Annotated in this window: 15 protein-coding genes; 9 read left to right on the top strand and 6 right to left on the bottom strand. The window is 43.5% G+C overall.

Going from position 1 to position 15,139, the window contains the following annotated elements; genetic code table 11:
- Window positions 1–74 precede the first annotated feature (74 nt).
- Window positions 75–617: a carboxymuconolactone decarboxylase family protein gene (locus CKV74_RS04230; RefSeq protein ID WP_007242170.1), complete on the top strand. Its 543-nt coding sequence runs from the start codon at window positions 75–77 to the stop codon at window positions 615–617.
- Between the two features lie 231 nt (window positions 618–848).
- Here the strand turns inward: CKV74_RS04230 and CKV74_RS04225 are convergent, their stop codons facing one another.
- A complete protein-coding gene (locus CKV74_RS04225; protein WP_007242189.1) occupies window positions 849–1,481 on the bottom strand; it encodes a BamJ family beta-barrel-assembly machinery protein in 633 nt (210 codons plus the stop codon).
- Between the two features lie 25 nt (window positions 1,482–1,506).
- Window positions 1,507–2,376: an archaetidylserine decarboxylase gene (gene asd, locus CKV74_RS04220; RefSeq protein ID WP_007242204.1), complete on the bottom strand. Its 870-nt coding sequence runs from the start codon at window positions 2,374–2,376 to the stop codon at window positions 1,507–1,509.
- Window positions 2,377–2,582: 206 nt separating this feature from the next.
- Between asd and yceD the strand changes: the two genes are divergently transcribed.
- The 8 genes from yceD to CKV74_RS04180 all read left to right on the top strand — a co-directional run bounded on the left by yceD (window position 2,583) and on the right by CKV74_RS04180 (window position 9,568).
- Window positions 2,583–3,107: a 23S rRNA accumulation protein YceD gene (gene yceD, locus CKV74_RS04215; RefSeq protein ID WP_007242166.1), complete on the top strand. Its 525-nt coding sequence runs from the start codon at window positions 2,583–2,585 to the stop codon at window positions 3,105–3,107.
- Between the two features lie 22 nt (window positions 3,108–3,129).
- On the top strand, window positions 3,130–3,300 hold the full coding sequence (rpmF, locus tag CKV74_RS04210) for a 50S ribosomal protein L32 (RefSeq protein ID WP_005544470.1): 171 nt from the start codon (window positions 3,130–3,132) through the stop codon (window positions 3,298–3,300).
- Between the two features lie 19 nt (window positions 3,301–3,319).
- Complete coding sequence (gene plsX / locus CKV74_RS04205; protein WP_007242239.1) at window positions 3,320–4,342, top strand: phosphate acyltransferase PlsX; 1,023 nt, start codon at window positions 3,320–3,322, stop codon at window positions 4,340–4,342.
- A 14-nt stretch (window positions 4,343–4,356) separates the two neighbouring features.
- Entirely contained in the window at window positions 4,357–5,307 is a 951-nt protein-coding gene (locus tag CKV74_RS04200) for a beta-ketoacyl-ACP synthase III (RefSeq protein WP_007242238.1), read from the top strand.
- 103 nt (window positions 5,308–5,410) lie between these two features.
- The gene (gene fabD, locus CKV74_RS04195) at window positions 5,411–6,349 is read left to right on the top strand and encodes an ACP S-malonyltransferase (RefSeq protein WP_007242163.1); all 939 of its coding nucleotides are present in this window, start codon (window positions 5,411–5,413) and stop codon (window positions 6,347–6,349) included.
- A gap of 14 nt (window positions 6,350–6,363) precedes the next feature.
- Window positions 6,364–7,092 carry a 3-oxoacyl-ACP reductase FabG gene (gene fabG / locus CKV74_RS04190; protein ID WP_007242175.1) on the top strand — a complete coding sequence of 243 codons (729 nt, stop codon included), beginning with the start codon at window positions 6,364–6,366 and terminating at the stop codon, window positions 7,090–7,092.
- Window positions 7,093–7,327: 235 nt separating this feature from the next.
- The gene (gene acpP, locus CKV74_RS04185; protein ID WP_005544465.1) at window positions 7,328–7,558 is read left to right on the top strand and encodes an acyl carrier protein; all 231 of its coding nucleotides are present in this window, start codon (window positions 7,328–7,330) and stop codon (window positions 7,556–7,558) included.
- A gap of 339 nt (window positions 7,559–7,897) precedes the next feature.
- Window positions 7,898–9,568, top strand: coding sequence for an anaerobic C4-dicarboxylate transporter (locus tag CKV74_RS04180; protein ID WP_095176777.1), 1,671 nt, complete (start codon window positions 7,898–7,900; stop codon window positions 9,566–9,568).
- Between the two features lie 47 nt (window positions 9,569–9,615).
- Here CKV74_RS04180 and CKV74_RS04175 read toward each other — a convergent pair whose 3' ends face one another.
- From CKV74_RS04175 to nhaA, 4 genes are all read right to left on the bottom strand, one after another.
- Window positions 9,616–10,851: a hypothetical protein gene (locus CKV74_RS04175; protein ID WP_007242207.1), complete on the bottom strand. Its 1,236-nt coding sequence runs from the start codon at window positions 10,849–10,851 to the stop codon at window positions 9,616–9,618.
- A gap of 147 nt (window positions 10,852–10,998) precedes the next feature.
- Window positions 10,999–12,525 carry a DHA2 family efflux MFS transporter permease subunit gene (locus CKV74_RS04170; RefSeq protein ID WP_007242219.1) on the bottom strand — a complete coding sequence of 509 codons (1,527 nt, stop codon included), beginning with the start codon at window positions 12,523–12,525 and terminating at the stop codon, window positions 10,999–11,001.
- Between the two features lie 2 nt (window positions 12,526–12,527).
- Entirely contained in the window at window positions 12,528–13,697 is a 1,170-nt protein-coding gene (locus CKV74_RS04165) for an EmrA/EmrK family multidrug efflux transporter periplasmic adaptor subunit (RefSeq protein ID WP_095176776.1), read from the bottom strand.
- 134 nt (window positions 13,698–13,831) lie between these two features.
- Window positions 13,832–15,001, bottom strand: a complete 1,170-nt coding sequence (nhaA, locus tag CKV74_RS04160; RefSeq protein ID WP_007242259.1) for a Na+/H+ antiporter NhaA — start codon at window positions 14,999–15,001, stop codon at window positions 13,832–13,834.
- Window positions 15,002–15,139 lie beyond the last annotated feature (138 nt).

Raw genomic sequence — 15,139 nt, 5'->3', positions numbered from 1 at the left:
TTTGATTCTTTTCCATTTAGCGAGAAATCCGTAGTATGCGGGCGAATTTTTCTTTATTTATTTTAGGAGTCTTTATGTCACAGTTTCAAATTCACAGCATCGATAGCGCCCCGGAAGCCTCTCAGGAAGCATTAAAAGCCGTACAACTGGCCAATGGTTTCATTCCGAATCTCATCGGCGTATTGGCAAATGCACCGACTGCATTGGAAACCTATCGTACCGTGGGTGCAATTAACGGTCGCAATAGCCTAACCGCAACCGAGCGCGAAGTGGTACAAATTACCGCAGCCGTAGTCAATGGTTGTGATTTCTGCGTTGCCGGCCACAGCAAAATCGCCTTGAAAGTATTGAAATTAGAGGAACAATTGGTACAACAAATTCGGGCAACCACGCGTATTGATGATGAAAAATTAGATGCCTTGGCACGCTTTACCTTGGCCGTAATCATTCAAAAAGCAAAATTGACCGATGCCCAATTACAAGCCTTTTTTGCTGCTGGTTACAATCAGCAAAATGCGATTGATGTTATTCTTGGTGTGAGCTTGGCGACCTTGTGCAATTATGTAAACAATATTGCAAAAACACCTATCAACCCTGAATTACAGGCCTTTGCATAAACATTCAAGCAACTATGCCGATATTGAGGGACGGGATTCACCGTCCCTTTTTCGTTGTGCTGATAGTCACTTATCGACTGATTAAATCCCTTTACGCCCGCATTTTAAAGTAACCCTAATGAAATCAAAGAGTTACATGCTATTTTAAGCAAAACTCAGCTTTTCCTGAGGGCGTTTGACTCTGCAAAGAAAAAGGGCGCACCTGAGATGCGCCCTTTTGAGAACTGAGAATTACAGAATATCCAATAATTCCACTTCGAACACTAATGGTGAGAATGGTGGAATAGACGCACCGGCACCACGTTCGCCGTAAGCTAATTCTTGCGGGATAGTAAGTTTCCATTTGGAACCTACCGGCATCATTTGCAAGGCTTCAACCCATCCACGAATCACGCCACCTACCGGAAATTCAGCTGGTGTACCACGCGCAACGGAGCTATCGAATACAGTACCATCCGGTAATGTGCCAACGTAATGTACGCGAACTTTGTCATTAGCAGTTGGTTTATTGCCTTGGCCTTCGGTTAAGATTTCATATTGCAAACCGCTCTCGGTGATTTGCACGCCGTCTTTCTTCGCATTTTCCGCTAAGAAAGCTTTACCAGCTTCATCAATCGCTTTGAACTGAGCTTGTTGAGCCTCCGCTGCCTGTTGTTGCAATTGTTGCACGGAACTCATTAAATCATTGATATCCAAGGCCGGTTGATTGTGATTTAAGGCATCAAAAATCCCTTTAGCCACCGCAGCCACATCAATATCCATTTGGCTGTCGGATAATTGTTGACCGATTTGCAAACCAATGCCGTAACTGCCTTTAGCAGAAACCGTTGCTAATTCAACTTGTGCAAAAAATTGTGCTGTCATGTTGTTTCCTTTATTTAGATAAAAATTATTGTTTCATGGCAAGAATTTCGCCCATACGAACCGGTTCGTTCACCGATAAATAATCGGCTAATTGTACGGCACCTGCCGGAAATAGGTTAATCACCGTGGAACCTAATTGGAACCAGCCCATTTCTTGTCCTTTCATTAAGTGTACGCCCTCTTCGCCCGGATAGTCCCAGACTTTCACTTCATTGGCGCGTGGCGGATTAATAACCCCCGCCCAAACCGTGCCGATGCTGGCTGTAATAGTCGCCCCCACCAAAATTTGCACCATACTGCCGAATTCGGTATCAAATACGCAAATCAAGCGTTCATTACGGGCAAATAAATTTGGCACGTGCTGCGCTAAGAATGGATTAACGGAAAATAAATCGCCCGGTACATAGATCATTTTACGCAAGGTACCATTACAAGGCATGTGCACTCGGTGGTAGTCGCGTGGTGATAAATAAGTGGTGATAAAATTGCCGTTTTTAAAGGTATCAGTTAATTCTTGATCGCCGGCCAATAGATCCTTAAGACTGAAAAAATGGCCTTTTGCTTGGATAAGACGATCGTCTTCAATCGGACCACATTCACTCACTCGCCCATCCGCAGGACAACAAAGCGCTGCCGGATTTTGGTTCAACGGGCGAGCATTGGCTTTCAACGGACGGATAAAGAATTCATTAAAGGAAGCATAAGCGCTGAAATTTTCTTTTTCAGCGATGCTCATATCGATCTTGTATTTTTTGGCAAAGGCTTTAATCACTAAATGGGTTACTGCGCCCCATTGCTGTTTAGCCAACCAACCGGCCGCTCGGGTTAAATAAAGTTGCGGCATTACATACTGAAAAGCGACTTTTAAGCGCTCTAAATAGGTCATTTGTTGCATTTTTGTTCTCATCTTGCGATAAATTGAGGGGGGATTATAGCAACTTATCCGACTTGCGCAATCTGCTCTCATTTGCCCTCTTATTTAGCACAATATTCAAACAAAGGTTGCTGAAGCTGCTGGTTAATAAAAAATCTCCGCTTTTCCGAATGATGCGGTGAATTTTCTTTTGACTATTTTTTTTCAGCAGGTAAAATGCACGCCCTATGCAAAAACTAAAGCTACCCCTCACCGTTGCTCCTGTTAAAGATGCGCAACGACGGCTTGATTACAGCGGTATTTATACGGCAAATCAACTAGCGCGCTTAGCGGAGTCGGTGGTAAACGTGCTCAGCGATGCACAGGTAACATTATCGTTTTATATTGATCCACAAAAATTAGTGGTAATGAAAGGTCAGGCACAGGTTGAGGTTGAGTTAGAATGTCAACGCTGTGGCGAAACTTTCCGCCAAACATTGGAATGTGGTTTTTGCTACTCACCAGTGGCTAATTGGGATCAAGCTGATGACTTGCCGGAAATTTATGAACCAATTGAGTTTAATGAATTTGGTGAAATAGATTTACTTGGTACGGTGGAAGACGAATTAATTTTGGCACTTCCGTTAGTACCGATGCATTCATCTGAACACTGTGAAGTGTCCGCGCAGGAACAGGTTTTTGGCGAATTGCCCGAAGAATTGGCAAAAAAACCGAACCCGTTCGCTGTATTAGCTAATTTAAAGCAAAAGTAAATTAAATTTAGGAGTATAGCCAATGGCTGTTCAACAAAACAAAAAATCCCGTTCTCGTCGTGATATGCGTCGTTCCCACGATGCGTTAACCACTGCTGCAGTGTCTGTAGATAAAGCTAGCGGTGAAACCCACTTACGTCACCATGTAACCGCTGACGGTTACTACCGTGGTCGTAAAGTGATCAATAAGTAATTTACTTATAGGTATTCACTTGAGCCGTCTAACCCTTGCGTTAGATGTGATGGGCGGGGACTTCGGTCCCCGCGTGACTATTCCTGCGTCTATTCTCGCACTCCAACGTGATCCGCAGCTTTCGCTGATTCTGTTCGGCGATAGTGCACAAATCTCTCCTTATCTCTCCGATTTACCTTCGGATATTCAACAACGTTTACAGCTCAATCACTGTTCCCGTTACATTGCTAATGATCAAGACATCACCTCCGCATTGCGCCACAGCAAGGGCTCGTCGATGCGTCTAGCAATTGAAGCGGTACAACAAGGAAATGCGCATGGTGCTGTCAGCGGTGGAAATACCGGTGCCTTAATGGGATTAGCCAAAGTATTGTTGCAACCACTACAAGGCATTGCCCGCCCGGCATTAGTGGCCAGCTTGCCCACAATGGATGGTGGTAAAACCATCATGTTGGATTTAGGTGCGAACTTGGAATGCGATGCGCAAAACCTCTATCAATTTGCCTTAATGGGTAATATCTTTGCGCAGAATCAGTTGGATTTAGTTTTTCCGCGCATAGCCCTATTGAATATTGGCGTTGAAGCCATCAAAGGGCGCCAAGCAATTCGCGAAGCCGCTACTTTGCTCGCACAAAATACCGAATTAAATTATTGTGGCTTCATTGAGGGCAACCAATTATTAAATGGCGTTGCGGATGTCATTATTAGTGACGGATTTAGTGGCAACATCGCGCTAAAAACCCTTGAAGGTGCAGCAAATAACCTGATTTCTCTCTTGAAAGGCAAGACAAAAAATAGTATTTTGAAGCCGCTTTTTAAGGGGCTAATGCGCCTTTTATTAAACGATCGTTATCAACGACTCAAGCGCATTAATCCCGATGCTTACAACGGAGCCTCTTTACTTGGGCTAACGGCAGTTGTGGTGAAAAGCCACGGCGGCGCCAATACCGAAGCATTTGCTAATGCTATTGCCGATGCCGCAACACAAGCCCGCCAACAAATACCTCAACAAATCTTAGCGGGTTTACAACGTATTACTTAAAGCAACTCAATTATATGTATAGCAGAATTCTCTCTACAGGCAGTTATTTGCCGAGTCACATTCGGACTAATGCGGATTTAGAAAAAATGGTGGACACCTCCGATGAATGGATTGTTACCCGTTCAGGTATCCGCGAACGCCGTATTGCCAACGCTGATGAGACCGTGGCAACCATGGGATTTGAGGCGGCTAAAGCTGCACTTGAAATGGCAAATATTTCGCCACAAGAAATTGAATTAATTATTGTCGCGACCACTAGCAGCTCCCATGCCTATCCAAGCTCAGCCTGTCAAATACAAGGTATGTTAGGCATCGAGGATGCTATTTCCTTTGATTTATCTGCTGCCTGTACCGGTTTTGTGTACGCATTAGGTGTTGCCGATAAATTTATCCGTAGCGGAAGCGTGAAAAAAGCCTTGGTTGTTGGTTCCGATCTCAATTCCCGTAAATTGGATGAAACCGATCGCAGTACCGTCGTATTATTCGGTGATGGAGCTGGTGCAGTCATCTTAGAAGCCTCCGAACAAGAAGGTGTGATTTCCACCCATTTACACGCCTCTCCAGATAAAAATGCGGCCTTAGTACTTCCACAAGTCGAACGCGGTGTAGAAAAATCCGGCTATATCGAAATGCAGGGTAATGAAACCTTCAAGCTCGCCGTGCGTGAGCTTTCCAATGTTGTAGAAGAAACGCTTTCTGCCAATAACCTACAAAAAACTGACATTGATTGGCTAGTACCTCATCAAGCTAATCTACGGATTATTAGCGCGACTGCCAAAAAACTGGATATGGACATGTCACAAGTAGTTGTTACCCTTGATCGCACAGCTAACACGAGCGCGGCAACTGTACCTACAGCCTTAGACGAAGCGGTACGTGATGGCCGTATCCAACGTGGTCAACTATTACTGCTAGAAGCATTTGGCGGTGGTTGGACTTGGGGTTCGGCTTTAGTGAGATTTTAAATAATCCGCTATAATTCATATCAAACAAAGTGCGGTTTATTGACCGCACTTTCATTATTTAAGCAATTCAATTACATTCATCTAAAATAAACAGGTGCAAAAAATGAAAAAATTCGCAATGGTTTTCCCGGGACAAGGTTCACAATCTGTTGGTATGTTGGCGGAACTCGCTGAGCAATATCCAATCGTTACCGAAACCTTTAAACAAGCATCCGAAGCTTTAGGCTATGACTTATGGAGCCTGGTTCAGCAAGGCCCAGCGGAAGAGCTAAACAAAACCTGGCAAACCCAACCGGCATTACTTGCAGCCTCCGTTGCAATTTTCCGCGTATGGCAGGAAAAATATCCACAATTCCAACCGAGCGTTATGGCAGGCCACAGTCTAGGTGAATATTCAGCATTAGTCTGTGCGGGTGTAATTGATTTTAAAGACGCGATCAAATTGGTGGAGTTACGCGGTAAATTAATGCAACAAGCGGTACCAGAAGGTACTGGTGCGATGTATGCGATTATTGGTTTAGATAATGAAGCGATTATCAATGCATGTAAACAAGCCGAGCAAGGTGAAGTAGTTTCAGCCGTAAACTTTAACTCACCGGGTCAAGTGGTGATTGCAGGAGCGAAAGCCGCTGTAGAACGTGCAGCTGCATTATGTAAAGAGGCTGGCGCAAAACGTGCTTTACCATTAGCGGTAAGTGTTCCTTCACATTGTGCATTAATGAAACCAGCTGCTGATCAATTAGCTGTCACCCTTGAAGGTATTACGCTTAATACGCCAGCAACTGCCGTATTAAATAACGTGGATGTGAAAGCGGAAACAGAAAGTGCTGAAATTCGTACTGCTCTTATTCGTCAGTTATATAGCCCAGTGCGTTGGACTGAAACCGTTGAGAAAATGGCACAAGATGGCGTAGAGGTTTTAGTTGAAATCGGTCCTGGTAAAGTATTAAACGGTTTAACAAAACGTATCGTAGCGGAATTACAAGCAACATCGGTGAACGATGTAGCGTCATTAGATGCTGTTGAAGCATTATTAGCATAAAAAGGGGAGAAAAAATGCAAAATAAAATCGCATTAGTAACAGGTGCAACACGTGGTATTGGCCGCTCAATTGCAGAAGAATTAGCATCAAAAGGTGCATTTGTAATTGGTACCGCAACCTCTGAAAAAGGTGCAGAGACAATTTCAGCTTACCTTGGCGATAAAGGTAAAGGTTTAGTATTAAATGTGGCTGACAAAGAAAGCATTGATGCCGTATTAGAACAAATCAAAGAGCAATTCGGTGATATTGATATTCTTGTGAATAACGCAGGTATCACACGCGATAATTTATTAATGCGCATGAAAGATGACGAATGGTTCGATATTATGCAAACCAACTTAACCTCTGTGTTCCATCTTTCTAAAGCAATGTTACGTTCCATGATGAAAAAACGTTTTGGCCGTATCATCACCATTGGTTCCGTCGTCGGCTCAATGGGTAACCCAGGTCAATCTAACTACTGTGCCGCTAAAGCCGGTTTGATTGGTTTCTCTAAAGGTTTAGCGAAAGAAGTTGCTTCCCGTGGTATCACTGTCAATGTCGTTGCTCCAGGGTTTATCGCCACCGATATGACAGAAGTGCTCACAGAAGAACAAAAAGCAGGTATTCTTGGTAATGTTCCAGCCGGTCGTTTAGGCGAACCAAAAGATATCGCAAAAGCGGTAGCTTTCTTGGCTTCCGAAGACGCGGCCTATATCACAGGAACAACCTTACACGTAAACGGCGGCTTATACATGAGCTAGACGGTTTATGCCGTACCAAAAGCGGGTGATTTTTACACTAGCCAAGACTTTTAGATAATGTTAGAATCCCGCACGCAATATCGCCCAGTTACGCTCTTGCCAGCCAAGAAAGTAACGTAACTATTTTCGCTGTATGGATTTTTGTGGTGCGACCAGCCTACAAAGGCTTGCAAGAAACCTGAAAATGCATACACTAACCGCTCTTAAATGAGCTAAAACAACATAGGAAAAACAAATGAGCATTGAAGAACGCGTGAAAAAAATCATCGTTGAACAATTAGGTGTTAAAGAAGAAGACGTAAAACCTGAAGCTTCTTTCGTTGAAGATTTAGGTGCGGACTCTTTAGATACAGTTGAATTGGTAATGGCTTTAGAAGAAGAATTCGATATCGAAATTCCTGATGAAGAAGCTGAAAAAATCACAACTGTTCAATCTGCGATTGACTACGTTCAAAACAATCAATAATTTCTGGCAAGGCGGTTTTAAAACCGCCTTTCTTTTATAATCTCCTCCCTCTTCCCCTCAAACTTCTATTTTTATAACAACCATAATAAAATCAATAACTTAGACTAACTTTTAAGAAGAACTCGGTAAACTGATAGGGCGTTTCCTTGGTTGAAAGGTTTTTGACTACGTAAATCTCCTTTAAAAACAAACAAGAATTATTCCCTTGCAATTTCCTGATTTGCTTTCTTTGAATTCCATCAAAAAGTTGATTTAGAACAAAAACGCCACAGTTTAATACTTCATTTGAGTTAGTAGCGTGCTAATATTTGCGCTCTTTTTTAAATATTGGAGATACCTATGGAGTTTTTAATGAACCTTAGCGAGGGCACACAGTTTGCCGTCCAGCTTGTTATCGTTCTAATCTGTTTATTTTACGGTGCCCGTAAAGGCGGGATTTCGTTGGGGATGCTCGGCGGGATCGGTCTTTTAGTACTGGTTTTCGGATTTGGCATTGAACCGGGCAAACCGGCTATCGATGTAATGTTGACTATTCTTGCGGTGGTTGTGACTTCTGCGACCTTACAAGCCAGCGGCGGTTTAGATGTAATGCTACAAATCGCAGAAAAAATGCTACGCCGCAATCCGAAATATGTCAGTATTTTGGCCCCGTTTGTTACCTGTTTCTTAACCATTTTATGCGGTACAGGTCATGTGGTTTATACCATGTTGCCAATTATTTACGATATCGCGATTAAAAATGATATTCGTCCGGAACGTCCGATGGCAGCCAGTTCCATCGCCTCCCAAATGGGGATTATCGCTTCTCCGGTATCCGTTGCCGTAGTCACCTTAACGACTTACTTGGTAAATGCAAAACATCCTTTAGCAGGCTTTGATGGCTATTTGGATTTATTGAAAATCACCATTCCAGCAACCCTTTGTGGTGTATTAGCAATCGGTATTTTCAGCTGGTTCCGTGGCAAAGATTTGGAGGATGATAAAGAATTCCAAGCAAAATTAGCTGACCCTGAATTCAAAAAATATGTTTACGGCGACAGCACGTCCTTACTAGATAAAAAACTACCACAATCCAGTTGGAATGCTATGTGGATTTTCTTTGGTGCAATCATTTTAGTGGCATTATTAGGCTACTTCAAAGATTTACGCCCAGCCTTTGAAAAATCGACTCCGGCACAGGTTGTTGAAGTTGTATCCGCTGAAAATAAAACGCTAAAAAGCTTTAATATCAAGGATGGTAAAATTCTTGCTCAAGCGGTAGATGGTAAAGTAGCGGTGAATGTTAAAGACAGTAAAGCTAAACCACAAATTGCCTATAACAATGTGGAAATCTACGATGATCAAAATACTTTAACGCAAACCCTCAGTGCCCAAGACGGTAATGTTACTATCACCGCAGCCGGTGCGAGTGAATCTATCGCTAATGCGAAAATCGTATTGAAAGATAGCATCAAGAAAAAAATCAACTTAAGTATGGTGCACGTCATTCAAATCTTTATGTTAATCGCCGGTGCGCTTATCATTATCTTTACTAAAACCGATCCGGGCAAAATCAGTAAAAATGAAATTTTCCGTTCCGGTATGATCGCATTAGTGGCTGTATTCGGGATTTCCTGGATGGCGGAAACCATGTTTACCGTGCATACCCCAATGATGAAAGCGGCCTTGGGCGATGTGGTAAGATCTCACCCTTGGACCTATGCGGTAATGTTGTTATTGATTTCCAAATTCGTTAACTCACAAGCCGCAGCTTTGGTTGCCTTTGTACCGTTAGCCTTGAGTATTGGTGTAGATCCTGCGGTTATTCTAGCCTTTGCTTCAGCCTGTTACGGTTACTACATTTTACCGACCTACCCAAGTGACTTGGCAGCGATCCAATTCGACCGTTCCGGTACAACCCATATCGGTAAATTCGTAATCAACCACAGCTTTATCCTACCGGGCTTAATCGGGGTAATCACATCCTGTATCTTCGGATACCTCTTCACAAGTATGTACGGTTATCTCTAAAAATAAAAAAGGCTATCGCAAGATAGCCTTTTCTTTACCCAAATATTTTAAATCAATCGCACATTATCCAATACCCAGCGAATCCGCGAATTCTTCACATCCAGTTCACGGGTGCGTAGTTCAAAGCTTTCATTCGGTCTCAAATCTATGTAATACAGGGCATTTTCCTGCGGTACAAAGGTTCCACCATTTTCCCAAACAATGTCCACAACACCACAACGACGATAACGTAACATCCCTTGGTAAAAATATTGTACCCGCACAGTTTCACTATGTGGATTACGTAACCGAATATGGCTCTCTCCTGCCACCTCCAACCACAAAGAACCCGCTTTATACACTTCGCCGGAATGTTCAACATGCACCGCAAAATGTCCGCCATTTGCTTCTGCACTTATCAACTCTAAGGTTAGCTCATTATTTTCCGGCGGATAGACGAGCAAGCTATCACGCACAATGTTAAACATTGGTTGGCCTGCCGGCTGATAATCCCGTCCGGCGGCATAGTAATGTGCCTCATGCACGCGATGATAGGCAATCTCTTCCTGCCGATGGCGACGGGTAACATGCAATCCCTGTACCGGTTCGCCTTTCACATAAAATTCAATGCCACTGTCTGTTTGTTTGTGCTCAATTCCCCATACCGGCGGACAATTATATTTTGAATGCAACCAAGCCACGCCATCATGCTGTAGCGCATATAAATTAAACAACGTACTATCAATGCCATAAACTAGTTTAAAACGACTATCAGTTAAACATTCCAATACATAATCACGGTAATTAGCCCAAGCTTGTTGACCACCTAAAATGAGTCCAACCTGCCACATATGACCTTGTTGTTTCTGCAGGGTATCCAACTGCGCATCCACTTCGGCAATGGCTTCTGGTACTACACCTCTAATAAGGAAACTACAGCGCCAAGGATCGAAAGCACAATACAATTTATCCATCGATTGTATTTGGGCGAATAAATCCAAATGCGGCTGTGGAAACCAAATATCACAGTCAATCACCGCCAATTGTGCCACATCATGGGCTTCAGCAATGTCTGCTGCGGATAAATGGCGATCCAACAATAATTCGGAGCAACGATGAGAAGGTGTGAAAAGCTGAACCTGATGGCGTTCCAGCACCTCGCGTTTGGCCGCGCTCAAACCATAATCAAGCACGCCAACTTCACCATCATAATCGGTTTGGCGCAAACTCAACAGAAAAGGGATCAGATTGTCATACCACAGCGGATCATTATCATCGAGAGCGGTGAGGATTAGTTTTTGCATTTACAATTGCTCCAAATCAGCCGATACATATATCGACGTAATATCATATTTAGTACATTTTTAACTCATTTCTAATAAAATCAATGAGTTACATGTATTTTTAGAGAAAACTTTGTTTTTCAAGGGGGCGTTTGCCGAAGTCTTTAATTAATGCCGCGCGCCAAAAGGCGGTTTGGCAAACCATACCACCACAAATAGCATCAAAAAAATTGCCGCTGAAAGATAAAATATTTCATTCGCCCCAATAATAAACCCCTGTGCGGTAATTTGCCGTGCCATATTCGAAGCGGCCTGTTGCTCGCTTAAGCCAAATCTTGCCATGCTGTCAAAATATTGTACCGATAGCGGATTAAACGGATTGATGCTTTCGGCCAATTGTGTGTGATGAACGGCTTCACGGTTGTACCAAAGCATGGTCGTCAAGGATGTTCCGATAGAGCCGGCCAATGTTCGTAAAAAGTTAAATAGACTAGAGGCCGAAGCCATTTTTTGCGGAGGAATTTCCGATAAGGTAATAGCTGTCAATGGCATAAAGAAACAGGCTACCGCAATCCCTTGAACCAATTGCGGCAACACCACATCCACAAAAGCCATTCCCGGCTCAAAGGTCACCGCGCGCCAATAAAAGGTAATGGCATACACCACGAAACTGATGGTCACCAACCAACGCATATCGATTTTAGCGCCGAAACGGCCAATCAGCGGGGATAATAAAATCGGGAATAATCCCACCGGTGCAGAAGCTAGCCCCGACCATGTCGCGGTATAACCGTACACCTGTTGTAACAATAGTGGAATCAATACGACTGAGCCCAAATAGACCAAGAAAGCCAAACTGGAGGCCAAACAACCCACACTAAAATTACGCGACCTAAATAATGAGATATCCACCACCGGATTATCATCGGTCAATTCCCAAATCACCAACGCAATCAAACAAACTGCCGCCAAAATACTGAGAATAATAATTTCATTAGAATTGAACCAATCCAGTTCGCGGCCCTTATCCAATAACAATTGTAGTGAGCCCACACCCACAACCAATAAAATTAGGCCCACTGTATCAATCGGTTGATGCTGCACAGCACTTTCCCGACGAGATAAAATCCACCAGCTAATCGCAATGACCGCTAAACCAATAGGGACGTTAATAAAGAAAATCCATCCCCAATGCATATTATCGCTGATCCAACCGCCTAAAATTGGCCCGAAGATCGGTGCTACCACAACAGTCATCGCCCAGAAAGCCAGCGCCATTGGGCGTTTTTCCGGTGGATAATTGTTTAATAGCAAACTTTGCGAGAGTGGAATAATCGGCCCGGCCACCGCACCTTGCGCGACCCGGCATAGAATCAACATTTCCAAACTATGGGAAATACCGCACAACCAAGAGGTCACCACAAATAAAAAGGTCGCAACTAAGAATAGCCGGACTTCACCAAAACGCTTAGCTAACCAACCGGTAATGGGAATAGAAATTGCATTAGCCACACCAAAGGAGGTAATGACCCAGGTGCCTTGACTAGAAGATGCTCCCAAATCACCGGCGATGGTCGGAATCGCCACATTTGCAATGGTAGAATCCAACACCTGCATAAATGTAGCCAAGGATAGGGAAAAAGTCAGCAAAACCAACAACATCCCCTCTACTGGTGGGAATTTTTGTGCGGACATGGTTAGCGGCTGTTATCGTTAATGATTTGCTCGATTAATTGATTAATCGGCGTTTCGTCATAGCGCAATACATCGGTGCTATAGAGTGTACTTTCCGGCTTCCCGGTTCGCAGCGTTTCACCTTGCGGATTCTCTACTTTCACTTCCACGGTTGCGGAAAGTCCGATGCGCAACGGATAATCAGCCATTTCTTGAGGATCTAAACTGATACGTACCGGTACTCGTTGTACTACTTTAATCCAGTTACCAGTAGCATTTTGTGCCGGCAGCAAGGAAAACGCACTACCGGTGCCCATTTCAATACCGACAACGGTACCATGGAAAACTTTGTTTTTGCCGTACAAATCAAAATGAATGGTTGCCGGTTGGCCAATGCGCATATCGGTTAATTGGGTTTCTTTAAAGTTAGCATCCAACCACATTTGCTCGGTTGACACTACGGCCAATAACGGGCTACCTACCGAAACGGCCTGTCCCACTTGTGTATTACGACGTGCCACATAACCATCCAACGGGCTTAAGATTTTAGTTCGCTGTAAAGCCAACCAACTACTTTTAAGATTACTGATGGCGTTTTGTACCTGTGGTTGTTCACGTAAAGGACGGGATAATAATAGCGCCTGATTGGCCGCCAGTTGATTTTTGGAGATTTGTAAATTGGCTTCGGCTAATGCCACTGCCTCTTTGGCATGTTGGAAGGATTCTTTATCAATCGCATCATTTTTAGCTAATTGTACGCGACGGGCTAAATTACCTTGTGCTTGTTGCAAGCTAATTTGATTTGCTTGCACCTGCGACTGCAACTGTTTGACGGTAAATTCCAATTGTTGAACCTGCCGCACCGCATTGGCTAAGGTACTTTGCGCCGTTTCAAAATTCAATTTGGCATTGGTATCGTCCAACTCAATCAAAATATCTCCGGCACGCACTTTATCCATATTATCCACGTTAATTCGGGCTATATTCCCCGCGACTTGGGACGAAACCTGTACCTGATTACCGCTTACATAAGCATCTTCAGTCTCAGCATAGCCCCGCACAAATAACGCCCAATATACCGTTGCCGCAACAGCTGAAAGAATAAGAAGAAAGAAAAAAATGGCGAGGTTTTTTTTACGTTTTTGACGTTTGTCAGCGGAGTTTTCAGCCAAATCTTGCGGAGCATCGGACATAGGGAGCCTCGTTGTAATTATTAAAATAGCAATAAAGTTGCTTATTATGCGGTTTTACCCCGTTGAACTCAAGGTAATGAAGTTGCTTAGTGCAATTAAAAACGGGCGAAGTCTCCTCCACCCGTTTTTATGACTTATGCACTCTTTGCCGTCACCGCTTTTAATAAGCCATAACCGAATATGGCTGAAAGTGAGGAACCGAGCAAAATACCAAGCCGCGAGAGAGCATTAATACTATCCCCGGCGGCGGTCTCAAAGGCCAAGCTGGCTAAAAACATCGACATAGTAAAACCAATACCACATAACACAGCAATCGCAAAAATTTGCTTAAAGTTAACGCCTTGCGGTAACTTGGCTAAACCACATTTCACCGAGATATAACTAAACACAAAAACACCTAATGGTTTACCCACCAGCAGCCCTAGGGTTATCGCCATTAATAGCGGTGAAGCTAACATCTCCCAATTTAGCCCCTCAAAACTTACCCCGGCATTCGCAAAGGCAAATAGTGGCAGGATAAAGAAACCGGCCCAAGGCGCTAAAGCATGCTCAAAATCATGTAACGGAGTTTCGCCATGTTGTCCGCGTAATGGAATAGAAAAGCCGATAATTACGCCGGCTAAAGTCGCATGTACTCCCGATTTCAATACTGACGCCCATAAAAAACCGCCCACTAAAAGATAAGCACAAAGCGCACTCACCCGAAAACGATTGAGTAAAATCAACGCGATAATCGCCAATGCCGCACACACCAACGCCGTCAAACTTAGATCCTGCGAGAAAAACAAGGCAATCACGACAATAGCCCCTAGGTCATCAATAATCGCCAAAGCCAATAAGAAGACTTTTAACGGTAAAGGTACCCGCTTGCTCAACAATGCTACGATCCCTAGCGCAAAGGCAATATCGGTTGCCATTGGAATTGCCCAACCATTGGCAAATTCACTATGTCCACCTATTAACACCCAATACACCGCCGCCGGCATAATCATTCCACCCAAGGCTGCAATAGCCGGAAAGACCGCTTGTTGATAACTGGCCAAGGAGCCTTCCAGCAACTCGCGCTTTACCTCCATTCCGACCAATACGAAAAATACCGCCATAAACCCATCATTAATCCAATGAATCAGGGTTTTATCGATAGAAAAATCGCCGATACGAATCGCAACCGGTAAATTTAAGAAATCATGATAAAGCGAAACAAAAACAGAGTTCGCAAAAATTATTGCCGTAATAGCAGAAAGTAATAATAAAATTCCACCAGAAGATTCCCGTTGGAAAAAGCGTTTAACTAAATTTAACACGCTAACCACTCCCTAAAAAACAGATAAAAAAGAAAATAGGGAAAGATACTATCACATTTTTATTTCATTATGGAATAAAAGTGTTTTATGCTTTATTCGGGCTCATTTCCAGTTTTTTCCCCACAATAAACTGGGGTT

This window comes from Haemophilus pittmaniae, from assembly GCF_900186995.1.
GTDB classification, from domain to species: Bacteria; Pseudomonadota; Gammaproteobacteria; order Enterobacterales; family Pasteurellaceae; genus Haemophilus_D; species Haemophilus_D pittmaniae.
This window is presented reverse-complemented; position numbering and strand designations above follow the sequence as displayed.

Coding starts and splice junctions, on each gene's coding strand:
- CKV74_RS04230 (WP_007242170.1), top strand. CDS start 75: ATGTCACAGTTTCAAATTCACAGCATCGATAGCGCCCCGGAAGCCTCT.
- CKV74_RS04225 (WP_007242189.1), bottom strand. CDS start 1,481: ATGACAGCACAATTTTTTGCACAAGTTGAATTAGCAACGGTTTCTGCT.
- asd (WP_007242204.1), bottom strand. CDS start 2,376: ATGCAACAAATGACCTATTTAGAGCGCTTAAAAGTCGCTTTTCAGTAT.
- yceD (WP_007242166.1), top strand. CDS start 2,583: ATGCAAAAACTAAAGCTACCCCTCACCGTTGCTCCTGTTAAAGATGCG.
- rpmF (WP_005544470.1), top strand. CDS start 3,130: ATGGCTGTTCAACAAAACAAAAAATCCCGTTCTCGTCGTGATATGCGT.
- CKV74_RS04200 (WP_007242238.1), top strand. CDS start 4,357: ATGTATAGCAGAATTCTCTCTACAGGCAGTTATTTGCCGAGTCACATT.
- fabD (WP_007242163.1), top strand. CDS start 5,411: ATGAAAAAATTCGCAATGGTTTTCCCGGGACAAGGTTCACAATCTGTT.
- fabG (WP_007242175.1), top strand. CDS start 6,364: ATGCAAAATAAAATCGCATTAGTAACAGGTGCAACACGTGGTATTGGC.
- acpP (WP_005544465.1), top strand. CDS start 7,328: ATGAGCATTGAAGAACGCGTGAAAAAAATCATCGTTGAACAATTAGGT.
- CKV74_RS04180 (WP_095176777.1), top strand. CDS start 7,898: ATGGAGTTTTTAATGAACCTTAGCGAGGGCACACAGTTTGCCGTCCAG.
- CKV74_RS04175 (WP_007242207.1), bottom strand. CDS start 10,851: ATGCAAAAACTAATCCTCACCGCTCTCGATGATAATGATCCGCTGTGG.
- CKV74_RS04170 (WP_007242219.1), bottom strand. CDS start 12,525: ATGTCCGCACAAAAATTCCCACCAGTAGAGGGGATGTTGTTGGTTTTG.
- CKV74_RS04165 (WP_095176776.1), bottom strand. CDS start 13,697: ATGTCCGATGCTCCGCAAGATTTGGCTGAAAACTCCGCTGACAAACGT.